Origin of the sequence: Streptomyces lanatus (assembly GCF_014655715.1) — a bacterium.
In the GTDB taxonomy this organism is placed as follows: domain Bacteria; phylum Actinomycetota; class Actinomycetes; order Streptomycetales; family Streptomycetaceae; genus Streptomyces; species Streptomyces lanatus.
Map to the genome: position 1 here is coordinate 108,485 of NZ_BNBM01000024.1, position 21,260 is coordinate 129,744.

Here is a 21,260-nt window from a genome sequence, read left to right on the forward strand (position 1 = left end):
GCGTTGAACTACTGCACGACCGTGATCCGGTTCGCCGCCGGGGGCGCGATCGGGTTCGTGGCCGAGGAGTTGGCCGTCAGGTACTTCTCCAGCACCGTCAGGTCGTCCGTGCCGACCAGGTCGTTGGTGCCCTGGCCGAGGGTGGGGAAGCCGTCGCCGCCGCCCGCGAGGAAGTTGTTGGTGGCGACACGGTAGGTGGCCGTCGGGTTGACCGCCTCGCCGTTCAGCTTGATCGAATCCGTCACCACACGGTCCGCGCCCGACTTCGTCAGGTCGAGCGTGTAGGTCAGCCCGGAGGAGATCTGGAGCACCTTCGGGGCGGCCGCGTTGGTGCCGCTGACCTGCTCCTTCAGGATCTGGATCAGCTGGGTGCCGGTGATGTCCTGGAGATTCACCGTGTTGGAGAAGGGCTGGACGGTGAACCCTTCGGCGTAGGTCACCACACCATCACCCTCGGCGCCCTTGGCCGCGAAGGTCAGCGGCGCGCGGATGCCGCCCGGGTTCATCAGCGCCAGGTCCGTCTCCGGGTCCAGCTCCTTGCCGTACGCGAGCTGCGCGTCGGCGATCAGGTCGCCGAGCGGGGACTCGATGCCGCTGCTGGGGATGTCGGCGGAGATGTAGCCGATCGCCCGGTTGCCGATGGGCGCCGCGAGGGTGTTCCACTGGTCGATCAGCCTGGTCATGTCGGGCGCCTTGGGGACGTCCCGGGTGACCACGTGGTTCGCGGACTTCACGGACGTACGGGCGATGTCGCCGGTGAAGCGGTCGTACGTCAGCGTGGTGTCGGTGTAGAGGCGGCCGAAGGACGCGGCCGAGGTGACCATGCGGGGCTTGCCCGACGGGTCGGGGATCGTGCAGACGTACGCGTTGTGGGTGTGCCCGGTGACCAGGGCGTCCACGGACGGCGTGATGTTCTTGGCGATGTCCACGATCGGGCCGGAGACGCCGCTGCCCGCGCCCGGCGCGTCACAGTCGTAGTTGTAGGAGCCCGAGGCCGGGAAGCCGCCCTCGTGGATCAGGGCGACGATCGACTTCACGCCCTGGCGCTGGAGCACCTTGGCGTACTTGTTGATCGTCTCGACCTCGTCCTTGAACTTCAGGCCCTTGACGCCCTCGGCGGAGACGACACCCGGGGTGTCCTCCAGGGTCACGCCTATGAAGCCGACCTTGACGTCCTTCTTCTTCCACACCCAGTAGGGCTTGAGGATCGGCTTGCCGGTCTTCTCGTCGAGGACGTTCGCGGCGAGGTAGGGGAAGTCGGCGCCCTGGAACTTCTTGCCCTCGACGTAGCAGCCGGCGGTGGGGTGGCAGCCGCCGTTCTGCAGGCGGGCCAGTTCCCTGGCGCCCTCGTCGAACTCGTGGTTGCCGACGCTGGTGACGTCCAGGTCGAGCTTGTTGAGCGCCTCGATGGTGGGCTCGTCATGGAAGAGCCCGGAGATGAGCGGGGAGGCGCCCACCATGTCGCCGCCGGCGGCGGTGATGGAGTACTTCTGCCCCTCGCGGGCCTTGCGCAGGTGAGTGGCGAGGTACTCGACGCCGCCCGCGTCGATGGTCTTCGTCGTGCCGTCCGCCTGGAGCTCGGTGACCCGGCCGGAGGAGCCGGACGGCGGCTCCAGGTTGCCGTGCAGGTCGTTGAACGACAGCAGCTGGACGTCCTGGTAGCGGTTGAAGTGGTGACCGCCGCCGTGCTTGTCGGAGCTGGCGGTCGCCGGGAGCGCCGCGGCGAGCGCGCCGACGGTGGCGAGCGTGGCGGCGCCCGCGATCAGTGCGTACGTACGTCTACGGTGCGGCTGGTGGGATGTGGCAGACATCCGCCCCCCTGTGGGTGATGTGACTCGTAAATGACATGGCCCCGTCCGGCGGCAGCCTAAAGTCAACGCGCGTAGCGCGACAGGGGTTTCCGGGTTACACCTTGATTGCTTCTACGACCGTCCCCGTGCCGGGACTTTGCCCGACCCGCCCCTTACCCTCGTACGCATGACCAGCGACGACATCGCACACCCCCTCCCGACCCGTTCCATCGAGACCCACTCCGCGCTCACCCTCGAGCAGACCGAGGCCGTGCTGGAACTGCTCGCGGAGGCCGCCCGGAACGACGGGCAGCAGGCGGTGTCCGAGCAGGGCCGGCTCCAGTTGCGCGGAGGGGAGCGCGAGGGCGTCTCGCATCTGCTGCTGACGGTCGCCGACGAGATGGTCGGCTATGCCCAGCTGGAGGACACCGACCCGGTGGAGGCGCCGGCCGCCGAGCTGGTCGTGCACCCCTCGCACCGCGGTCACGGCCACGGCCGCGCGCTGGGCTCGGCGCTGCTCGCCGCGTCCGGCAAGCGGCTGCGGGTGTGGGCCCACGGAGGTCACTCCGCCGCCCGCCATCTCTCGCAGGTCCTCGGGCTGACCCTGTTCCGCGAACTGCGCCAGATGCGCCGCCCGCTGGCCGACCTGAACCTGCCGGACCCGGTGCTCCCGGAGGGCGTGACCGTCCGCACCTTCGTGCCCGGCCGGGACGACGCGGCCTGGCTCGCGGTGAACGCCGCCGCGTTCGCCCACCACCCCGAGCAGGGCTCCCTGACCCAGCGCGACCTCGACGACCGCAAGTCCGAGCCGTGGTTCGACCCGGCGGGCTTCTTCCTGGCGGAACGGTCCGGCGAACTGATCGGCTTCCACTGGACGAAGGTCCACGCGGAGGAGGGCCTCGGCGAGGTGTACGTCCTCGGGGTGCGGCCGGGCGCCCAGGGCGGCGGCCTCGGCAAGGCCCTGACGACCATCGGCCTGCGGCATCTGGCGGCCCAGGGGCTGCCCGCGGCGATGCTCTATGTCGACGCGGACAACAAGGCGGCGGTGTCGGTGTACGAGCGGCTGGGGTTCACCACGTACGAGACGGACCTGATGTACCGGACGGAGACCTGAGACCGGAGACCTGAGACCGGTACCGATAACCGACATAACTCCCTTAAGGGGCGGCGACCTTGACGCCGCCCCTTTCTTTGCACCACCCTTTCACTACTCAATTAGTGAAAGGGTGGTGGAACGGATGGTCGAGTACCGCATAGACCGGCGCTCCGGCGTCGCCACCTACGTGCAGATCGTGCAGCAGACCAAACAGGCCCTGCGCCTGGGCCTGTTGGAGCCGGGGGACAAGCTGCCGACGGCCCGTGAGGTCGTCGAGGCCACCGCCATCAATCCCAACACCGTGCTCAAGGCCTACCGCGAGTTGGAACGCGAGGGGCTGGTCGAGGCACGACGGGGGCTCGGCACCTTCGTACGGCGCGGGCTGAACACCGCGCCGGCCGACTCGCCGCTGCGCGCGGAACTGGACGCCTGGGCCGTACGGGCCCGGGAGGCCGGACTGGAACGCGACGACGTGGACGCGCTCTTCATCTCCGTACTGGACACGCATTTCAAGGGGGACGAGTCATGACCGAGACCGCCATGGAGGCGGCCGCGCTGGGGAAGACCTTCGGGCGGCGGCGCCGTAAGGACGCGCTGGACGGGTGCGCGTTCCGGCTGCCCGCCGGGAGCGTGTGCGCCCTCGTCGGGCCCAACGGCGCCGGCAAGTCGACCCTGCTCTCCCTCGCCGCCGGACTGCAGAAGCCCACCGACGGCACCCTCACCGTCCTCGGCCACGCCCCGGCGGCGGTGCGCGAGCGGCTCGCCTACGTCGCCCAGGACAAGCCCCTGCACCCCCAGCTCACCGTCGACGACACCCTGCGCTACGGCCGTGAGCTGAACCCCGGCCGCTGGGACGACCGGGTCGCCGAGCGCATCGTCGACGAGGGCGACCTCGACCGGGACGCCCGCGTCCGCACCCTCTCCGGCGGCCAGCGCACCCGCGTCGCGCTCGCCCTCGCCCTCGGCAAGCGGCCCGAACTGCTGCTCCTGGACGAGCCGATGGCCGACCTCGACCCGCTGGCCCGGCATCAGCTGATGGCCACGCTCATGGCCGACGCCGCCGAGCACGGCACCACCGTCGTCATGTCCTCGCATGTCGTCGCCGAGCTGGACGGCGCCTGCGACCACCTCCTGCTGCTCGGCGCCGGCCGCGTCCGCCTCGCCGGCCCGCTCGACGACCTGCTCGCCGCGCACCGCCTCGTCACCGGCCGCGCCGACACCTCCCTCGACCCGCACACGGTGATCGAGTCCCGTACGACGGGCCGTCAACTCACCGCGCTGGTACGGCCCGAGGGCCCCCTCGGCGACGGCTGGCAGAGCACCGCCCCCACCCTGGAGGAACTGGTCCTGGCCCACCTGCGCGCCCCGCAGGCCCCGGCCCTCAGCCTCGACGACCGGCGGGAGGCCGCCGTATGACCACCGCCGTGAGCATCGAGAAGACCACCGCCGTCCCCTCCCCCCGCGGGCCCCGCGGGCTCGTCTGGACGCTGCTGCGCGTGCACCGTTCCGCGCTGTGGTTCTGGGGGATGGCCGTGGTCATCGGCGTCGGCGCGCTGCTGTGGGCCTACGGGCCCGGCGCGGACGCCGCCTGGGCCGAGTTCCGCCAGATGGGGTGCGACTCGGGGCGACCGGGGCTCGGCTGCGACCTCGCGGGACCCGCCGGCGGCCGGTACGACACCGTCGTCACCGTCGCCGCGGGGTTCCTCGGCCTCCTGCCCTTCCTCACCGCGGCCTGGGCCGGCGGGGCGCTCATCGGGCGCGAGCTGGAGGACGGCACCGCGCAGCTGGCGTGGACCCAGTCCGTCACCCCGGCCCGCTGGCTGGCCGCCAAGCTCGCCGTCCCGGCCGCCCTGCTCGCCTCCGGCACCCTCCTGCTCACCCTGCTGCACCGCACGGTGTACTCGGCGGACGGTTCGCTGCGTACGGCGCTGGGCTCGCCGGAGTGGTTCCGGACCAACACCTTCGAGGCCAACGGCACCCTCGCCACCGCCTACGCCCTGCTGGGCCTGGCCGTCGGCGTCCTCGCGGGCCTGCTGCACCGTCGCGCCCTGCCCGCGCTCGGCACCGCGGTCGTCGGCCTGGCGGTCGTCGCCTCCGTGATCGACTCCCTGCGCCCGCACCTGTGGCCGGTCGAGACGCTGGTCGACAAGCACGAATACCCCGAGTACACCGGCATGGTCCTCGGCGACGGCGCGCTCACCTCCACCGGCGCCCGCGTCCCGGACCCCATCTGCGTCGACGACGCCAAGTGCCTCGCCGAGCACGACATCGTCGGCTTCTACCGCGACTACCACCCCTCCTCCCACTTCTGGCCCCTCCAGCTGATGGAGACGGCCGTCGTCCTCGCCGTCGCGGCCGTCGCGGTCCTGATCGCCTTCGGGCTGCTGAAGCGCCGTACCGGAGCCGCCGTATGAGCACCGCGATCCCCGCCCTCGGCGGGCTGAACCGGACCGTCCTGCGGGTGCACCGGACCGCGCTGGTCTTCTGGGTACTCGCGGTGACCGCCGCCGCGGCCGCGCTGATCTGGATGTACGTCATCGGCGACGAGGCCCGCGGAGGCATCGCCGCTTGCGTCTCGCCGCCCCGCGACGGCGGGCCGTCGTGCGCCGAGATCGGCTCGATCACCGCCGACGAGCGATACACCGACGGTATCCGCGTCGTGACCGAGCTGATCGCCTACCTGATGTTCCCGATCGCCGCCTGGGCGGGCGGCGTGCTCGTCGGGCGGGAGCTGGAGAGCGGCACGGCCCGGCTGGCCTGGACCCAGTCGGTGACCCCGGCCCGCTGGCTGGCCACCAGGCTCGCCGTCCCGGCTGTACTGATCACCGCGGGCATCTCCGTGCTCGTCGCCCTGATCCTCCTGGCCCGCGGCGACGGGGACCCCGGCCTGGTCGGGCACTGGTACCAGTCAGAGGCATTCGTCAGCACCGGGCCGACCGCCGTCGGCCACGCCCTCGCGGGCCTGTCCCTCGGCGCGCTGTGCGGCCTGCTCCTCGGCCGGGCGCTGCCGGCCGCGGGCCTGTCCTTCGCCGCCTGCCTCGTCCTCTACAACGGCCTGGACCGCGTCCGCGAACACCTGTGGCCCACGGCCACGCACACGGCGACCGACGCGCGGACGTTCCAGCTGCCCCGCGAGGCCCTCGCGGTGGAGTGGACCTACCAGGGCGACAGGATCGTCGGGGCCACCTATCACCCGCCGTCCCACTTCCGGCCGATCCAGTACGTCGAGACCGGCATCCTTCTCGCCCTCGCGGCCGCCGCGACCCTCGCCGCGTTCGCGGTGCTGCGCCGCCGCACCCCCTGAGATCCACCCGCACGTCCCTCCACGGGGGGAGGGACGTGCGGTGTGGACACCCATCCGGACGCGTAGACGTCCGCGAGCCGCCCCCCGCTATCCCACACGCCATGTCTCCGTAACCATTGGTTCAGACGGACTTGCGACGCTCGGCCAATGACCACCGCCGTGCCAGAGCCTTCGCCTCCCGCGCAGGGGAGCGCGGGGAACGGGGCCGCACGACGCCTCCCCGCGAAGCTCCCGCCCGCGCTTTCCGACGCGCCCGTAAGTCCGGATGCGCGGAACAATGGGCATATGAGCCAGTCCAGGAATGCCCAGGCCAAGGTCCAGCACGCGCAGCCCTCCGTGGGTTCCATCGCGGCGCACCGCCCGCACACGGTCACCTCGGCGGTGGTCTCCGAACTGGAACCGGACATCGACGCCGACCTCGACGCGTACGAGGTCTCCGAGATCGACGGCGTCCAGCTGCCCCAGGGCCGCTTCCTGGACCGCGAGCGCAGCTGGCTCGCGTTCAACGAGCGGGTCCTGGAACTCGCCGAGGACCCGAACACCCCGCTCCTGGAGCGGGCGAACTTCCTGGCCATCTTCGCCAGCAACCTGGACGAGTTCTTCATGGTCCGCGTGGCCGGACTGAAGCGCCGTATCGCCACCGGGGTGGCGACGCGTTCCGCGTCCGGCCTCCAGCCGCGTGAAGTCCTGGAGATGATCTGGGCCCGCTCCCGTGAGCTGATGGCGCGGCACGCCGCCTGCTACCACGAGGACGTCGCCCCCTCCCTCGCGGAGGAGAGCATCCACCTGGTCCGCTGGAGCGAGCTGACGGAGAAGGAGCAGGCCCGCCTCTTCACCCTCTTCCGGCACCAGATCTTCCCGGTCCTGACCCCGCTGGCGGTCGACCCGGCGCACCCGTTCCCGTACATCTCCGGGCTCTCCCTGAACCTGGCCGTGCGGGTACGGAACCCCGTCACCGGCACCCCGCACTTCGCCCGCGTCAAGGTGCCCCCGCTGCTCTCCCGCTTCCTGGAGGCCTCCCCGGGCCGGTTCGTCCCGCTGGAGGACGTCATCGGCGCGCACCTGGAGGAGCTGTTCCCGGGCATGGAGGTCCTGGAGCACCACGCCTTCCGGGTCACGCGCAACGAGGACCTGGAGGTCGAGGAGGACGACGCGGAGAACCTCCTCCAGGCCCTGGAGAAGGAGCTCATGCGGCGCCGCTTCGGGCCGCCGGTGCGCCTCGAGGTCGAGGAGAACATCAACCAGGAGGTCCTGGACCTGCTGGTGCGCGAGCTGAAGATCAGCGAGGCCGAGGTCTACCCGCTGACCGGCCCCCTGGACCTCACGGGCCTCTTCCGCATCGCCTCCATCGACCGTCCCGAGCTGAAGTACCCGAAGTTCGTCGCGGGCACCCATCGCGATCTCGCCGAGGTCGAGTCGGCGTCCGCGCCGGACATCTTCGCCGCGCTGCGCAACCGGGACGTCCTCCTGCACCACCCGTACGACTCCTTCTCCACCTCCGTGCAGGCGTTCCTGGAGCAGGCGGCCGACGACCCGGACGTCCTCGCGATCAAGCAGACCCTGTACCGCACCTCCGGCGACTCCCCCATAGTCAACGCGCTCATCGACGCCGCCGAGGCCGGCAAGCAGGTCCTGGTGCTGGTCGAGATCAAGGCCCGCTTCGACGAGCACGCCAACATCAAGTGGGCGCGCAAGCTGGAGGAGGCCGGCTGCCATGTCGTCTACGGCCTCGTCGGCCTGAAGACCCACTGCAAGCTGTCGCTGGTGGTCCGCCAGGAGGGCGAGACGCTACGGCGCTACAGCCATGTCGGCACGGGCAACTACCACCCCAAGACGGCACGGCTGTACGAGGACCTCGGGCTGCTGACCGCCGACCCGCAGGTCGGCGCGGACCTCTCCGACCTCTTCAACCGCCTGTCCGGCTACTCGCGCCGCGAGACCTACCGCCGCCTCCTGGTGGCCCCCAAGTCCCTGCGCGACGGCCTGATCTCGCGGATCAACAAGGAGGTCCAGCACCACCGTGCCGGACGTCCCGCCTACATCCGCATCAAGGTCAACTCCATCGTCGACGAGGCGCTCATCGACGCCTGCTACGGCGCGTCCCAGGCGGGCGTGCCGGTCGACATCTGGGTCCGCGGGATCTGCGCGATCCGCCCGGGCGTGACCGGACTCTCGGAGAACATCCGCGTCCGCTCCGTCCTCGGCCGCTTCCTCGAACACTCCCGGGTCTTCGCCTTCGGCAACGGCGGCGAACCCGAGGTGTGGATCGGCAGCGCCGACATGATGCACCGCAACCTCGACCGACGTATCGAAGCCCTGGTCAGGGTCACCGACCCGGCCCACCGCGCCGCGCTGAACCGGCTCCTGGAGACCGGTATGTCCGACACCACGGCGTCCTGGCACCTGGGGCCGGACGGCGAGTGGACGCGGCACGCGACGGACGCGGAGGGCCAGCCCCTGCGCAACGTCCAGGAGATGCTCATAGACGCCCGGAGGCGCCGGCGTGGCACAGCAACACCTTGATCCGACGGACCCCACGGCCCAGGTCGTGTCCGGGGACGCCCTCGCGGGCTACCTGCGCGCCCAGGCCACGGAGTTCCTGCGAGCCCTGCGGCTGCACCGGGAGACCGGCGGCGACGGAGGTGCCCCGGCGCGGGGGAAGGCCCGCCCCGGGGAGAACGGCTCGCAGGAGTCCGTCGACGCCGCCCGGGCCCTGCGCCGCTCGGCCCGCCGCGTCAGCGCCAGCCTGCACACCTTCCGCCCGCTGCTGGACGCCGACTGGTCCGAGGCCATCCGCCCCGAACTGGCCTGGCTGTCCGGCACGCTGGCGATGGAACACGCCTACGCGGCCCGCCTGGAGCGCCTGCTGCTGGCGCTGCACCGGCTGTCGGGGGCGACGGTACTGCCGGCGCAGACGGGCGCCGTCGGCATGCCCGCCGCCGCGGACGCCCAGAAGACGGCGACCGTGGACGCCGCCGCGCCCAGCCACCCCGCGGCCACCCCGGAGCGCGGCAACCTCACAGTGGGCGCCGCCAAAGCGGGCGCCCTGCTCGAACGCCAGCTGACCCTGGCCCGGACCCGCGCCCACTCCACCGCCCTCCAGGCCCTCGGCTCCTCCCGCTTCCACGCCGTCGCGGACAACATCGCCGTACTGGCCAGCGAGGTCCCGCTCACCCCGGCCGCCGCCACCGCCGACCTGCGCCCCCTCGCGGCAGCGGCCGAGGAGCGGCTCACCGACGCGGTGGCGGCGCTGCCGCTGGTGACCGCGGGCAGTCCGTACAACGCCGAGGCCCTCATCCACGGCCTCTCCCCGGACCCGGCCCCGCATCCGCAGGACGCGCCCTGGCACCAGGTCCGCCTGCTGCTGCGGCTGCACCGCTACGCCCGCGAGGTCCTCCACGGCGACAACTGCCCGGTGGACGTACGGCTGCTGGCGTCCGGGCAGGCCCTCAACCGGCACCGCGACGCCTCCGAGGCGTCCGCCGCCGCGGCCCAGGCCGCCCGCACCCCGCGCATCGCCCCGGCGACGGCATACGCCCTGGGCGTCCTGCACGCCGACCAGCGGCACGAGGTGGAGGCGGCACGCTTCGCGTTCCAGCAGTCCTGGCAGATGCAGACGGTGGGCACGCCCTAGGCGCCACTGTCCGCGATGGCGATGAGCGCGGCGGTGATCAGGCTCCGGTCCCTCTCGTGTGTGAGTCGTTCATCGGCTTCGGCGGGCTTGAGCCAGATGAGGTCGGTGACCTCGTCGTTGGGTTCGAAGCCTCCGTCCGCCGCCTCCGCCACCCAGTAGGAGACCTCTTTGGGGCGGCCCTGGTGGTCGATGTACCGGGCCGAGGGGAGCTGCTCCCCGAGGCGGCACTCGTAGCCGGTCTCCTCCAGCACCTCACGCCGGGCCGCCTCCTCGGTCGTCTCGCCCGGCTTGAGCTTGCCCTTGGGCCAGGACCAGTCGTCCCACTTGGGCCGGTAGACCAGAGCCAGCTCCAGCCCGGCCGCCGAGCGGCGCCACAACACGCAGCCTGCCGCAAGCACCACATCTCGCCTCATGGCTTCCATGGTGACGCGCACTCGGGCTCCCCTCGCTCCCAACAGGCCACGCCCAGTACGAGCGACATACGCTCGACCCATGACCTGACGCATTTAGGACATCCACCGGCGAAAGGCCCGTCCCCGTGTCCGAAAACGGCCACTCCGACACCACGACGCCGTCGAGCCTCGGCACCCATACCTCGATCGCGGCGAAGGTCTTGGCGCCGATCGGCGGGAACGCGGGCGTCCGGCTGCGCAGAGCGGGTGTTTCCGGTGGATGGGGTCGGTATCGCACCGTATCCACAACGTGAGCTTTCCGTTACCTCACCGCACCGTCCCCAGGGGTTCACCCCTCGTTCATTTGCGCCCATCGGCTCCTTCACCTGTTCTGCCTACTTTCGGCCGTACAAGATGACGGACCGCGCCCTGGGGGGACGAGTCCTTCATCGCCAAAGTCTTCGCACGCCGCCGGAATTCAGGACGGCGGCTCCTGGAAGGAATTCCCTCAAGTGAAGCTTCAGCGCAAGAACCGGCGTGCCCTCGCCCTCGGCGCTCTCGCCGTCTCCGGCGCCCTGGCCCTCACGGCGTGCGGCTCCGACGACACGGGCAACACCAGCGGTGGCGACTCCTCCGCCAGCGCCGACGCCAGCAACATCAAGTGCGACGACGCCTCGGGCCAGGTTCTCGCCGACGGCTCCTCCGCGCAGAAGAACGCCGTCGACGCGTGGGTCAAGCAGTTCTCGTCCGCGTGCAAGGTCGAGATCAACTACAAGGCCGGCGGTTCCGGCGCGGGCGTCACCGCGTTCACCCAGGGCCAGATCCCGTGGGCCGGTTCCGACTCGGCGCTGAAGCCCGAAGAGGTCACGGCCTCCCAGAAGGTCTGCTCCGGCGGCCAGGGCATCGACCTGCCGATGGTCGGCGGCCCGATCGCGGTCGGCTACAACGTCCCGGGTGCCGACAACCTCGTCCTGGACGCCTCGACGATCGCCAAGATCTTCGACAGCAAGATCACCAACTGGAACGACCCGGCGATCGCGAAGCTGAACCCCGACGCGAAGCTGCCCAACCTCAAGATCCAGGCGTTCCACCGCTCGGACGAGTCCGGCACCACGGACAACTTCACCAAGTACCTGATCGCCACCGCCAAGAAGGACTTCCCCTACGAGGGCGGCAAGGCCTGGCAGGCCAAGGGCGGCCAGTCCGCTCCGCAGTCCGCCGGTGTCGCGGCCCAGGTCAAGCAGACCGCCGGCGCGATCGGCTACTTCGAGCTGTCGTACGCCAAGGACGGCATCAAGACGGTCAAGATCGACACCGGCGCCTCCGCCCCGGTCGAGGCGACCGTGGACAACGCCACCAAGGCCATCGCCGACGCCAAGGTCGTCGGCACCGGCAAGGACCTCGCCCTGGAGCTGAACTACAGCACCAAGGCCGACGGCGCCTACCCGATGGTCCTGGTGACGTACGAGATCGTCTGCGACAAGGGCAACAAGGCCGACACCCTGCCCGCCGTCAAGGCGTTCCTGCGCTACGCCGCCTCCGAGGACGGCCAGAAGATCCTCGCGGAGAACGACTACGCGCCGATGCCCGAGGACATCATCGCCAAGGTCCGTACCACCGTCGACTCCCTGAGCTGACCTGAGCGTGCGGTCCGGTCCCCCAGCGGGACCGGACCGCACCGTCCGGTGCACCGCCGCCAGGAGCCGCACACCACGTACGGTTCCGCAGACCGGAGAACCCGATGGACACAACACAGATAGCTGACGCACCTCCCCCCACCCCCCAGCCGTCCGCGGGCGAGCAGAAGCGCGCCGCCCGTGGTGCCACCCGTCCCGGAGACCGGATCTTCCTCGGTCTGTCCCGCGGTTCGGGCATTCTGCTGTTGGTGATCATGGCCGCGATCGCGGGCTTCCTCACCTACCGCGCCGTCCTCGCCATCAGTAAGGACGAGGGCAACTTCCTCACGACCTTCGAGTGGAACACCGGTGTCAACCCGCCGGTCTTCGGCATCGCGGTCCTGGCCTACGGCACGATCGTCTCCTCGATCATCGCCATGGTCATCGCGGTCCCCGTCGCCGTCGCCATCGCGCTGTTCCTCACCCACTACGCCCCGCGCAGGCTGAGCGGTCCCATCGCCTATGTGATCGACCTGCTCGCCGCCGTGCCGTCCATCGTGTACGGCCTGTGGGGCGCCCTGATCCTGGTGCCGAACCTGAACGGCCTGTTCGGCTGGCTCAACGACTACCTCGGCTGGACCGGCATCTTCGACTGGCAGGGCGGCGCCGCCCGCTCCATGCTCACCGTCGGCATCCTGCTCGCGATCATGATCCTCCCGATCATCACCAACGTGAGCCGCGAGGTCTTCCGCCAGGTCCCGCAGATGCACGAGGAGGCGGCCCTGGCGCTCGGCGCCACCCGCTGGGAAGTGATCCGCATGTCGGTCCTCCCCTTCGGCCGCTCCGGCGTGATCTCCGCCTCGATGCTCGGCCTCGGCCGCGCGCTCGGCGAGACGATGGCCGTCGCGACCGTGCTCTCCCCCGACTTCCTGATCCACGCCAGCCTGCTCGACCCGGGCGGCGGCACCTTCGCCCAGAACATCGCCAGCAAGTTCAGTGAGGCCACCGAGTTCGGACGGGACGCGCTGATCGCCTCCGGTCTGGTCCTGTTCGTCATCACCCTGCTGGTCAACGGCGCGGCCCGCGCGATCATCGCCCGCCGCAAGGAGTACTCGGGGGCCAACGCATGAGCACCGCACCCTCCCACGCCGGCAAGCGCAGCAGCACCCTGCAGGGCGGCCGGCTGCCCAAGTGGGCTCCGTACGCCATCGCCGCCGGATCCCTCGCCCTGGGTATCGGCATCAGCGCCGCCGCCGGTCTGAGCAGCAGCATCCAGTGGGCGCTGATCGCCGCGATCCTGTACATCCTCGGTACGTATGTCGTCGCGGCCAAGGTCGAGAACCGCCGCCAGGCCAAGGACCGCGTCGTCACCTCGCTGGTGTGGGTCGCGTTCCTGCTCGCCGTGGTGCCGCTGGCCTCCCTGGTGTGGTCGACCGTGCAACGCGGGACGAAGGTCCTCGACGGCTACTTCCTCAGCCACTCGATGGGCGTCGTCGCCGACTCGGAGACGGGCGGCGGCATCTACCACGCCATCCTCGGCACGCTCGAGCAGGTCGGCCTCGCCACCCTGATCGCCGCGCCGATCGGTGTGCTCACCGCGATCTACCTGGTGGAGTACGGGCGGGGCAGCCTCGCCCGGGCCGTCACCTTCTTCGTCGACGTCATGACCGGCATCCCGTCGATCGTCGCCGGTCTGTTCATCCTCAGCATCATGCTGATGTTCGAGATGGAGCCCTTCGGGTTCGCCGGCTCCCTCGCGCTCGCGATCCTGATGATGCCGGTCGTCGTCCGCTCCACGGAGGAGATGCTCAAGCTCGTCCCGAACGAGCTGCGCGAGGCCTCGCTGGCGCTCGGCGTGCCGAAGTGGCGCACGATCCTGAAGGTGGTCCTGCCGACCTCGCTCGGCGGCATCACCACCGGCATCATGCTGTCCATCGCCCGAATCGCCGGTGAGACCGCGCCCGTGCTGCTGCTGGTGTTCGGCAGCAAGTTCATCAACTCCAACCCGTTCGAAGGCGCGCAGGCGTCGCTCCCTCTGTACATCTACCAGCAGTACGGATCGGGCGAGGCGGCTGCGTACGACCGCGCGTGGGCGGCGTCGCTGACGCTGATCGCGTTCATCATGATCCTCAACCTGGTGGCCCGCGGCCTTGCCCGCTGGAAGGCCCCCAAGACGGGCCGCTGACGCGGCCATTGACGACAAGTCAGCGACCCGAAAGAAGCAGTGATTCCCATGGCCAAGCGCATTGATGTCAGCGGCCTCAACGCCTACTACGGCTCCTTCCTCGCCATCGAGGACATCTCGATGACCGTCGAGCCGCGCTCCGTGACGGCCTTCATCGGCCCGTCCGGCTGCGGCAAGTCCACGTTCCTCCGCACCCTCAACCGCATGCACGAGGTCACACCGGGCGGCCGGGTCGAGGGCAAGGTCATGCTCGACGACGAGAACCTCTACGGCACCGGGATCGACCCCGTGGCCGTGCGCCGCGAGGTCGGCATGGTGTTCCAGCGCCCGAACCCGTTCCCCACGATGTCGGTCTACGACAACGTCGCGGCCGGCCTGAGGCTGAACGGCTCGTACAAGAAGTCGCAGCTGGACGACGTGGTCGAGAAGTCCCTCAAGGGCGCCAACCTCTGGAACGAGGTCAAGGACCGCCTGAACAAGCCGGGCTCGGGCCTCTCCGGCGGCCAGCAGCAGCGCCTGTGCATCGCGAGGGCGATCGCGGTGGAGCCGAAGGTCCTGCTCATGGACGAGCCCTGCTCCGCCCTGGACCCGATCTCCACCCTCGCCATCGAGGACCTGATCGGTGAGCTCAAGGAGCGCTTCACGATCGTCATCGTGACGCACAACATGCAGCAGGCGGCGCGTGTCTCGGACCGTACGGCCTTCTTCAACCTGGCGGCCGTCGGCCAGCCCGGCAAGCTGATCGAGATCGACGACACGGAGCGCATCTTCTCCAACCCGTCGGTCCAGGCCACGGAGGACTACATCTCCGGCCGCTTCGGCTGACAGACCCCTCGCGGTGCTGCATGGCGGTGCCACCGCGAGGCAGATAAAGGGCCCGCCCCCTGGCTCCCGGGGGGCGGGCCCGCGTCTGTGTGTCTTCCCTCACCCCCGCAGATGCCCCCGCGCATCGTCCCTGGCCAGGCTCCGCGCCCGTCTCGCCGGTCCGCGCCAGCCGCAGACGCACTGCGCCGTACAGAAGGGCCCCTTCTCCACCATCGTCGTGCGGTGCCCGGAGAAGCTGCCCTGTTTCGTGGGTGAGGTCGGTCCGTCCTGCTGTGCCACGGTGACAACGTTACCCAAGGCAAGTAAGCGCCACTCCTCGGTGTGCGTGACGAGGGCACCTACCCGTCGTTAACCGGAACGACGAGGGGCCCATGACGGACGCACCGGCTGGGGGTAGACGGACGATGACGGAGCAGCGGCAGCACATCAGACGTGGGGCGGGCGTCGTGGCCGGGATCCTGTGCGTCTGCCTCGCGGGCAGCGGTTGCGCGGAGCGGGGCGCGGCGGTCGAGGACGCACACGGCGAGCGGGCGGTCGAGATCGTACGCCGCGCCGCCGACACTCTCTCCGCGGCCCGCAGCGCCAAGGCCCGTACCTCCATGGAGATGGCCACCGGCGGCACCCGCGTCACCATCCGCGGCGAGGGTGTGTACGACTTCCGCGGACAGCTCGGGCGCCTCAGGGTCCTGCTGCCCCAGGACCCCGCCGGCGCGACCGCGCACCGGCCGATCATGGAGCTGCTCGCTCCCGGCGCGCTGTTCATGAAGAACCGGGGCGCGGGCGTCCCCGCCGACAAATGGGTGCGCGTCGACACCCGGACCCTGTCCGACGGCAATCTCGTCACCGGCGGCGCCACCGATCCGTTCGTCGCCGCCGAGGTGCTGCGCGGGGTGCGCAGAGCGACGTATGTGGGCCAGACGGACGTCGCGGGTACGGCGGTGCGGCACTATCGCGGTACCGCTGACCTGGGCATCGCCGCGCAGGAGGCGACCAAGGGCAATGCGGACGCCCTCGCGGCGGCGGCGAAAGGGTTCGCCACGGATCAGGTGCCGTTCGACGTCTTCCTCGACGAGGACGGCCGGATCCGCAAGGTCCGCCACCGGTTCAGCTTCGTCAACGGACAGCAGGGCGACGCCGTCGCCGTGGCCTCGACGACCCTGCTGTACGACTTCGGGGTCCGCACCGACGTACGGTTGCCCGACGGCGACGACATCTACGCCGGCAAGATCGCCGAGGAGTGAGGCTTGCCACAGTCGGCGTATGCGTGCGTGACGGGCGTCAAGAACTAGCCCGTCCGTGCCATGCGCGGTGTGTAGGCCGCTCCCTACTCTAGGAAGTCGGTAACGGCAGAGAAGAGGTGATGCACGTGGCTCCGGTCGGCGGTACGGCAGTTCAGGACCACGTGGCCCTCGCCGAGATCGAGCTGTGCGGAGAGCTGATCATCGCGGCCTCGGCCGCCCGCGAGGAGCGGCTGAGTCTGGAAAGCATCGACGAGGTGCTGCGCGTCGCGGAGGAACGGGAAGGGCCCGCGGGCGTCAGGTCCGCAGCAGCCGGCCGATCGCCTTCGTAGCCTCCTCCACCTTCGCGTCGATCTCCGCACCGCCCTTGAGGGCCGCGTCGGCGACGCAGTGACGCAGGTGTTCCTCCAGGAGCTGGAGGGCGAAGGACTGCAGGGCCTTGGTCGAGGCGGAGACCTGAGTGAGTATGTCGATGCAGTAGACGTCCTCGTCGACCATGCGCTGCAGGCCCCGGATCTGGCCCTCGATCCGGCGCAGCCGCTTGAGATGCTCGTCCTTCTGCTTGTGATAACCGTGGACACCGCGGTCGTGATCGGTCACGATCTCCGCACCGGCCCCGGTCTCCTCGGAGGGCGCCGTCACACCGGCCTCGCTGGTCGTCATCGCGTCCTCCCGACGTAAACCGCTTCATATACCCCTACTGGGTATATCGTACCGAACTTTGCTGGGTATAGGCCCTGTGGCCGGTGCCGCGACCGGCCGATCACGCTGGACTGGACCACTGGGCAGCCCCCGTGCCGACCACTGTGAACGATGGGCGACACTGGAGGACGGCCCATTAGCCGTGGCCGGATGATGCACTTAGCATCAGCCTGACCGAAACCGATGCTTCTTGAGGACCCTCACGTGCGCTTTCGTCTGACCCCCCGGGAGACGAGCTTCTACGACATGTTCGCCGCGTCGGCGGACAACATCGTCACGGGCTCGAAACTCCTGATGGAACTGCTCGGGGCGGACACCGCCGGCCGGGCCGAGATCGCAGAGCGTATGCGGGCCGCGGAACACGCAGGTGACGACGCCACACACGCGATCTTCCACCAGCTGAACTCCTCGTTCATCACGCCGTTCGACCGCGAGGACATCTACAACCTCGCATCGTGCCTCGACGACATCATGGACTTCATGGAGGAGGCCGTCGACCTGGTCGTCCTCTACAACGTCGAGGAACTCCCCAAGGGCGTCGAGCAGCAGATCGAGGTCCTCGCCCGCGCGGCCGACCTGACGGCCGAGGCGATGCCGAACCTGCGCACCATGGACAACCTCACGGAGTACTGGATCGAGGTCAACCGCCTCGAGAACCAGGCCGACCAGATACACCGCAAGCTCCTCGCCCACCTCTTCAACGGCAAGTACGACGCGATCGAGGTGCTGAAGCTCAAGCAGATCGTGGACGTCCTGGAGGAAGCGGCGGACGCCTTCGAGCACGTGGCGAACACGGTGGAGACCATCGCCGTCAAGGAGTCCTGACCCTTTCATGGACACCCTCGCCCTGGTCGTGACCATCGCGGTCGCGCTCTTCTTCACGTACACCAACGGCTTCCACGACTCGGCGAACGCGATCGCCACATCGGTCTCGACCCGGGCCCTGACCCCGCGCGCGGCCCTGGCGATGGCCGCGGTGATGAACCTCGCCGGCGCCTTCCTCGGCTCCGGCGTCGCCAAGACCGTCAGCGAGGGCCTGATCCAGACACCCGAGGGCTCGAAGGGGATGGGCATCCTCTTCGCGGCACTGGTCGGCGCGATCACCTGGAACCTCATCACCTGGTACTTCGGCCTGCCGTCCTCCTCCTCCCACGCCCTGTTCGGCGGCATGGTGGGCGCGGCGCTGGCGGGCGGCACGACGGTCTACTGGGACGGCGTACTGGAAAAGGTCGTCATCCCGATGTTCGTATCCCCGGTCGTAGGCTTGTTGGCGGGCTATCTCGTCATGACGGCGATCATGTGGATCTTCCGCCGCTCCAACCCCCACAAGGCCAAGCGCGGCTTCCGCATAGCGCAGACGGTCTCGGCGGCCGGCATGGCCCTGGGCCACGGCCTCCAGGACGCGCAGAAAACGATGGGCATCGTGGTGATGGCCCTGGTCATCGCCGACGTAGAGGACTACGGCGACCCCATCCCGGTCTGGGTGAAAATCGCCTGCGCCGTCATGCTCTCCCTCGGCACCTACGCCGGCGGCTGGCGCATCATGCGCACCCTCGGCCGCAAGATCATCGAACTCGACCCCCCACAGGGCTTCGCCGCGGAGACCACCGGCGCGTCGATCATGTTCACCACGGCCTTCCTCTTCAAGGCCCCCATCTCCACCACCCACGTCATCACGTCAGCCATCATGGGCGTCGGCGCCACGAAGCGCGTGAACGCCGTGCGGTGGGGGGTGGCGAAGAACATCGTCATGGGGTGGTTCATCACGATGCCGGCGGCCGCGTTGGTGGCGGCGGGGGCGTTCGGGGTTGTGAATCTGGCGTTTTTGTAGGGGTTTCGGGGTGTAGCGGTTTCGGGGTGTCGGGGGTGCGGCCGGCGTCTTTCAACCCGTCCGGCGTTTGAGGACAGGGCCACGCCATCCCTAGCCCCCACCCACCCGGAGGGGCGGCACTTCCCAGGCGCCGGTCCGCATCTTCCAGCCCGTCCGGCGTTTGAGGACAAGGCCCCTTCAGGGCCGGAGCGGGGTCTGGGGCGGCAGCCCCAGTGGGGTCGAAGGGGCGAAGCCCCTGGAGGACGGGACGGGTAGGGGCGGCGGGGGCGAGAGAACCCGGTGGGTAAACGGCCCGTACGCGATGGAACCCCACCCCTCACCACGCCGTCTCGTTCCACGTACCCCACCAGGAGGCGACATGGAACGGCGCACGTTCATCGGCGGCACCGCAGCAGCCCTCACCGCCCTGACGGCAACCGCCTGCAACGGCACGGACAGCAGCGGCAGCGGAACCGAAACACGCGGCACCAGCACCCGCACCCAGAACACCGCCGCCTCCACCCCCGCCAACTGGTCCGCCCTCGCCCGAGCCCTCGACGGCCGCCTCATCCGCCCCGGCGACGCCGACTGGAAGCCGGCCCACCAGCTCTACAACACCCGCTTCGACACCCTGAAGCCCACGGCCGTCGCCTACGTCGCCCACCCCGACGACATCCGCACCACCCTCGCCTACGCCAAGGCCCACCACCTCAAGGTCGCCATCCGCAACGGCGGCCACTCCTACGGCGGCTGGTCCTCCGGCACCGACCGCCTGATCATCGACGTCTCCAAGCTCAACCGCATACGCGCCACCGGCAACTCCGCCGTGATCGGCGCCGGTTCCAAGCTCATAGACGTCTACCGCGCCCTCGCCGCGAAGGGCACCACCATCCCCGCCGGCTCCTGCCCCACCGTCGGCGTCTCCGGCCTCACCCTCGGCGGCGGCCACGGCGTGACCTCCCGCGCCTACGGCCTGACCTGCGACAGCCTGACCCAGGCCACGATCATCACGGCCGACGGCAAGCAGCTCACCGCCAACGCCACCACCAACAAGGACCTGTTCTGGGCCCTGCGCGGCGCCGGCAACGGCAACTTCGGCATCGTCACGGAGCTGCACTTCAAGACCCACCCCGCCCCCCAGGGCGTAACGGCCTACATGACCTGGCCCTGGTCCAAGGCCGCCGCCGTCATCAAGGCCTGGCAGGAGTGGGGCCCGACCCAGCCCGACGAGATCTGGTCGTCCCTGCACCTGGCCAACACCCCGGGAGGCACCCCCACCATCGCCGTGGCCGCGTTCTCCCTCGGCACCTACGGCGAACTCCAGAACGCCGTCGACCGCCTCGCCGACCGCCCGGGCGGCCCCGGCCCCGCCCGCAGCGTCTCCCTCAAGCGCCACTCGTACGAGGAGGCGATGGAGATCTACGCCGGCTGCTCGTCCTTCTCCACGGACGCCCAGTGCCACCTCCCGGGCGCGACCCCCGGCCGCTCCCCGCAGGGCGCCCTGAAGCGTGAGACATACGCGGCGAAGTCGGACTTCTTCGACCGCTCACTCTCCACGGCGGGCATCCAGACCCTGCTGAAGCAGATGCAGTCGGTCCGCGGCGGCGCCGGCAGCATCGCCTTCACGGCGCTCGGCGGAGCCGTCAACCGCGTCGCCCCCACGGCAACAGCCTTCGTACACCGCCGCTCACGGATGCTGGCCCAGTACCTCGCCTCCTGGGGCGCCGGCACGACGGGCTCGACGGCCCAGTCCTGGCTGACGTCGGCCCACGACGCGATGCGCCCCCACGCCTCGGGCGCCGCGTACCAGAACTACGCCGACCCGACCCTGCGGAACTGGCGCAAGGCGTACTACGGCGACGCGGCACCCCGCCTGGCGAAGCTGAAGAAGCAGTACGACCCGGAGACCTTCTTCACCTACCCCCAGGCTCTATAGCCCTCGCCGCCCGCGGCTAGGCCGCGAGATCCCGCTCCTCAGCCCCCGCGGACTCCTTCCGAGCCCCCGGAATCAACGCCTCCTGCCCGCCGTCCTCCCCGGACCGCCCCCGGGCCCTGATCAGCCACCCGCCCCGCGAAGACCGCTCGATGGCCGACATCAGCGGCGTCAGCAGGGCCATGGCCAGCGGCGACAGCAGCAGCGCGACGGCTGTGCCGAGCGCGAACCCACCGACGACGTCGGTCGGATAGTGCACGCCCATATAGACCCGGCAGAACCCTTCGAGCAGCGCCAGCCCGATCCCGGCGAGCCCGAACTTCCGATTGGCGACGAACAGCCCGACCCCCAGAGCCATGGCGATGGTCGCGTGATCGCTCACAAACGAGTAGTCGGTCTTGCCGCTCACCAGGACCTCGAGCCCCTGGTGCTCCTTGAAGGGCCGGGGCCGTTCGACGAACCCTCGTATCGGCACATTCACCAGCACCGCGAGCGCCGCGGCCAGCGGCGCCCACACCAGCGCGGCCACGGACGAGGCGGCATCCTCGTCACCGCGCCGCCGCACGGACCACCAGCACCACACCACGAGCAGCACCAGGGCGAGCAGCAGCCCGTACTCACCGACGTAGCCCATGACCCGGTCGAACCAGTGCGGCGCGTCCTTGGCCAGGCCATTGATGTCGAAGAGCAGGTCGACGTCGGGGTTCGACCCGGATTCTGCGAGTCCAGCCATAT

At 70.0% G+C, this 21,260-nt stretch carries 20 protein-coding genes; 16 read left to right on the top strand and 4 right to left on the bottom strand.

The genetic code is table 11. The annotated features are described in order from the left end of the window. Positions 1 to 8: 8 nt before the first annotated feature. Positions 9 to 1,811, bottom strand: a complete 1,803-nt coding sequence (locus IE325_RS41620; protein ID WP_190075389.1) for a bifunctional metallophosphatase/5'-nucleotidase — start codon at positions 1,809 to 1,811, stop codon at positions 9 to 11. 166 nt (positions 1,812 to 1,977) lie between these two features. Here IE325_RS41620 and mshD point away from each other — a divergent pair, with 166 nt between their 5' ends. The 7 genes from mshD to IE325_RS41655 all read left to right on the top strand — a co-directional run bounded on the left by mshD (position 1,978) and on the right by IE325_RS41655 (position 9,824). After that, positions 1,978 to 2,904, top strand: a complete 927-nt coding sequence (mshD, locus tag IE325_RS41625; RefSeq protein WP_190075390.1) for a mycothiol synthase — start codon at positions 1,978 to 1,980, stop codon at positions 2,902 to 2,904. Positions 2,905 to 3,028: 124 nt separating this feature from the next. Then, a complete protein-coding gene (locus IE325_RS41630) occupies positions 3,029 to 3,415 on the top strand; it encodes a GntR family transcriptional regulator (RefSeq protein WP_190075435.1) in 387 nt (128 codons plus the stop codon). Then, positions 3,412 to 4,302: an ABC transporter ATP-binding protein gene (locus IE325_RS41635; RefSeq protein WP_190075391.1), complete on the top strand. Its 891-nt coding sequence runs from the start codon at positions 3,412 to 3,414 to the stop codon at positions 4,300 to 4,302. The genes IE325_RS41630 and IE325_RS41635 overlap by 4 nt, the downstream gene beginning before the upstream one ends. Beyond that, the gene (locus IE325_RS41640; RefSeq protein ID WP_190075392.1) at positions 4,299 to 5,300 is read left to right on the top strand and encodes an ABC-2 membrane transporter-related protein; all 1,002 of its coding nucleotides are present in this window, start codon (positions 4,299 to 4,301) and stop codon (positions 5,298 to 5,300) included. Before IE325_RS41635 ends, IE325_RS41640 begins: the two co-directional genes overlap by 4 nt. After that, on the top strand, positions 5,297 to 6,190 hold the full coding sequence (locus IE325_RS41645; RefSeq protein WP_190075393.1) for an ABC-2 membrane transporter-related protein: 894 nt from the start codon (positions 5,297 to 5,299) through the stop codon (positions 6,188 to 6,190). Before IE325_RS41640 ends, IE325_RS41645 begins: the two co-directional genes overlap by 4 nt. Positions 6,191 to 6,337: 147 nt before the next feature. Further along, positions 6,338 to 8,713, top strand: coding sequence for an RNA degradosome polyphosphate kinase (locus tag IE325_RS41650; RefSeq protein WP_190075394.1), 2,376 nt, complete (start codon positions 6,338 to 6,340; stop codon positions 8,711 to 8,713). After that, the gene (locus IE325_RS41655) at positions 8,694 to 9,824 is read left to right on the top strand and encodes a CHAD domain-containing protein (RefSeq protein ID WP_190075395.1); all 1,131 of its coding nucleotides are present in this window, start codon (positions 8,694 to 8,696) and stop codon (positions 9,822 to 9,824) included. The genes IE325_RS41650 and IE325_RS41655 overlap by 20 nt, the downstream gene beginning before the upstream one ends. Here IE325_RS41655 and IE325_RS41660 read toward each other — a convergent pair. Continuing rightward, positions 9,821 to 10,237, bottom strand: coding sequence for an NUDIX hydrolase (locus tag IE325_RS41660; protein WP_229912438.1), 417 nt, complete (start codon positions 10,235 to 10,237; stop codon positions 9,821 to 9,823). The genes IE325_RS41655 and IE325_RS41660 overlap by 4 nt on opposite strands. A 491-nt stretch (positions 10,238 to 10,728) precedes the next feature. On the opposite strand from IE325_RS41660, the gene pstS reads away from it, so the two are divergent. From pstS to IE325_RS41690, 6 genes are all read left to right on the top strand, one after another. Next, the gene (pstS, locus tag IE325_RS41665) at positions 10,729 to 11,853 is read left to right on the top strand and encodes a phosphate ABC transporter substrate-binding protein PstS (RefSeq protein ID WP_190075396.1); all 1,125 of its coding nucleotides are present in this window, start codon (positions 10,729 to 10,731) and stop codon (positions 11,851 to 11,853) included. Between the two features lie 104 nt (positions 11,854 to 11,957). Beyond that, positions 11,958 to 12,962: a phosphate ABC transporter permease subunit PstC gene (gene pstC / locus IE325_RS41670; RefSeq protein WP_190075397.1), complete on the top strand. Its 1,005-nt coding sequence runs from the start codon at positions 11,958 to 11,960 to the stop codon at positions 12,960 to 12,962. Then, positions 12,959 to 14,017, top strand: coding sequence for a phosphate ABC transporter permease PstA (pstA, locus tag IE325_RS41675; protein WP_190075398.1), 1,059 nt, complete (start codon positions 12,959 to 12,961; stop codon positions 14,015 to 14,017). Before pstC ends, pstA begins: the two co-directional genes overlap by 4 nt. 48 nt (positions 14,018 to 14,065) lie before the next feature. After that, positions 14,066 to 14,842, top strand: coding sequence for a phosphate ABC transporter ATP-binding protein PstB (gene pstB, locus IE325_RS41680; RefSeq protein ID WP_190075399.1), 777 nt, complete (start codon positions 14,066 to 14,068; stop codon positions 14,840 to 14,842). Positions 14,843 to 15,246: 404 nt separating this feature from the next. Further along, a complete protein-coding gene (locus IE325_RS41685) occupies positions 15,247 to 16,083 on the top strand; it encodes an SCO4651 family lipoprotein (protein WP_190075400.1) in 837 nt (278 codons plus the stop codon). Between the two features lie 119 nt (positions 16,084 to 16,202). Further along, positions 16,203 to 16,412, top strand: a complete 210-nt coding sequence (locus IE325_RS41690; protein ID WP_190075401.1) for a hypothetical protein — start codon at positions 16,203 to 16,205, stop codon at positions 16,410 to 16,412. Here IE325_RS41690 and IE325_RS41695 read toward each other — a convergent pair. Further along, positions 16,378 to 16,743 carry a metal-sensitive transcriptional regulator gene (locus tag IE325_RS41695; protein ID WP_190075402.1) on the bottom strand — a complete coding sequence of 122 codons (366 nt, stop codon included), beginning with the start codon at positions 16,741 to 16,743 and terminating at the stop codon, positions 16,378 to 16,380. The two genes, IE325_RS41690 and IE325_RS41695, sit on opposite strands and share 35 nt — an antisense overlap. A gap of 243 nt (positions 16,744 to 16,986) precedes the next feature. Here IE325_RS41695 and IE325_RS41700 point away from each other — a divergent pair, with 243 nt between their 5' ends. The 3 genes from IE325_RS41700 to IE325_RS41710 all read left to right on the top strand — a co-directional run bounded on the left by IE325_RS41700 (position 16,987) and on the right by IE325_RS41710 (position 20,528). Next, positions 16,987 to 17,607 carry a DUF47 domain-containing protein gene (locus IE325_RS41700; protein WP_030951199.1) on the top strand — a complete coding sequence of 207 codons (621 nt, stop codon included), beginning with the start codon at positions 16,987 to 16,989 and terminating at the stop codon, positions 17,605 to 17,607. A gap of 7 nt (positions 17,608 to 17,614) precedes the next feature. After that, complete coding sequence (locus tag IE325_RS41705) at positions 17,615 to 18,613, top strand: inorganic phosphate transporter (protein ID WP_190075403.1); 999 nt, start codon at positions 17,615 to 17,617, stop codon at positions 18,611 to 18,613. Positions 18,614 to 18,971: 358 nt separating this feature from the next. Then, on the top strand, positions 18,972 to 20,528 hold the full coding sequence (locus IE325_RS41710) for an FAD-binding oxidoreductase (RefSeq protein ID WP_190075404.1): 1,557 nt from the start codon (positions 18,972 to 18,974) through the stop codon (positions 20,526 to 20,528). Positions 20,529 to 20,544: 16 nt separating this feature from the next. Here the strand turns inward: IE325_RS41710 and IE325_RS41715 are convergent, their stop codons facing one another. Continuing rightward, a complete protein-coding gene (locus IE325_RS41715) occupies positions 20,545 to 21,258 on the bottom strand; it encodes a phosphatase PAP2 family protein (RefSeq protein ID WP_190075405.1) in 714 nt (237 codons plus the stop codon). Positions 21,259 to 21,260: the final 2 nt, after the last annotated feature.

Excerpts from the sequence above, each read along its gene's own strand:
- IE325_RS41620 (WP_190075389.1), bottom strand. The coding sequence starts at position 1,811 with ATGTCTGCCACATCCCACCAGCCGCACCGTAGACGTACGTACGCACTG.
- mshD (WP_190075390.1), top strand. The coding sequence starts at position 1,978 with ATGACCAGCGACGACATCGCACACCCCCTCCCGACCCGTTCCATCGAG.
- IE325_RS41630 (WP_190075435.1), top strand. The coding sequence starts at position 3,029 with ATGGTCGAGTACCGCATAGACCGGCGCTCCGGCGTCGCCACCTACGTG.
- IE325_RS41635 (WP_190075391.1), top strand. The coding sequence starts at position 3,412 with ATGACCGAGACCGCCATGGAGGCGGCCGCGCTGGGGAAGACCTTCGGG.
- IE325_RS41640 (WP_190075392.1), top strand. The coding sequence starts at position 4,299 with ATGACCACCGCCGTGAGCATCGAGAAGACCACCGCCGTCCCCTCCCCC.
- IE325_RS41645 (WP_190075393.1), top strand. The coding sequence starts at position 5,297 with ATGAGCACCGCGATCCCCGCCCTCGGCGGGCTGAACCGGACCGTCCTG.
- IE325_RS41650 (WP_190075394.1), top strand. The coding sequence starts at position 6,338 with ATGACCACCGCCGTGCCAGAGCCTTCGCCTCCCGCGCAGGGGAGCGCG.
- IE325_RS41660 (WP_229912438.1), bottom strand. The coding sequence starts at position 10,237 with ATGAGGCGAGATGTGGTGCTTGCGGCAGGCTGCGTGTTGTGGCGCCGC.
- pstC (WP_190075397.1), top strand. The coding sequence starts at position 11,958 with ATGGACACAACACAGATAGCTGACGCACCTCCCCCCACCCCCCAGCCG.
- pstA (WP_190075398.1), top strand. The coding sequence starts at position 12,959 with ATGAGCACCGCACCCTCCCACGCCGGCAAGCGCAGCAGCACCCTGCAG.
- pstB (WP_190075399.1), top strand. The coding sequence starts at position 14,066 with ATGGCCAAGCGCATTGATGTCAGCGGCCTCAACGCCTACTACGGCTCC.
- IE325_RS41685 (WP_190075400.1), top strand. The coding sequence starts at position 15,247 with ATGACGGAGCAGCGGCAGCACATCAGACGTGGGGCGGGCGTCGTGGCC.
- IE325_RS41690 (WP_190075401.1), top strand. The coding sequence starts at position 16,203 with ATGCACGTGGCTCCGGTCGGCGGTACGGCAGTTCAGGACCACGTGGCC.
- IE325_RS41695 (WP_190075402.1), bottom strand. The coding sequence starts at position 16,743 with ATGACGACCAGCGAGGCCGGTGTGACGGCGCCCTCCGAGGAGACCGGG.
- IE325_RS41705 (WP_190075403.1), top strand. The coding sequence starts at position 17,615 with ATGGACACCCTCGCCCTGGTCGTGACCATCGCGGTCGCGCTCTTCTTC.
- IE325_RS41710 (WP_190075404.1), top strand. The coding sequence starts at position 18,972 with ATGGAACGGCGCACGTTCATCGGCGGCACCGCAGCAGCCCTCACCGCC.
- IE325_RS41715 (WP_190075405.1), bottom strand. The coding sequence starts at position 21,258 with ATGGCTGGACTCGCAGAATCCGGGTCGAACCCCGACGTCGACCTGCTC.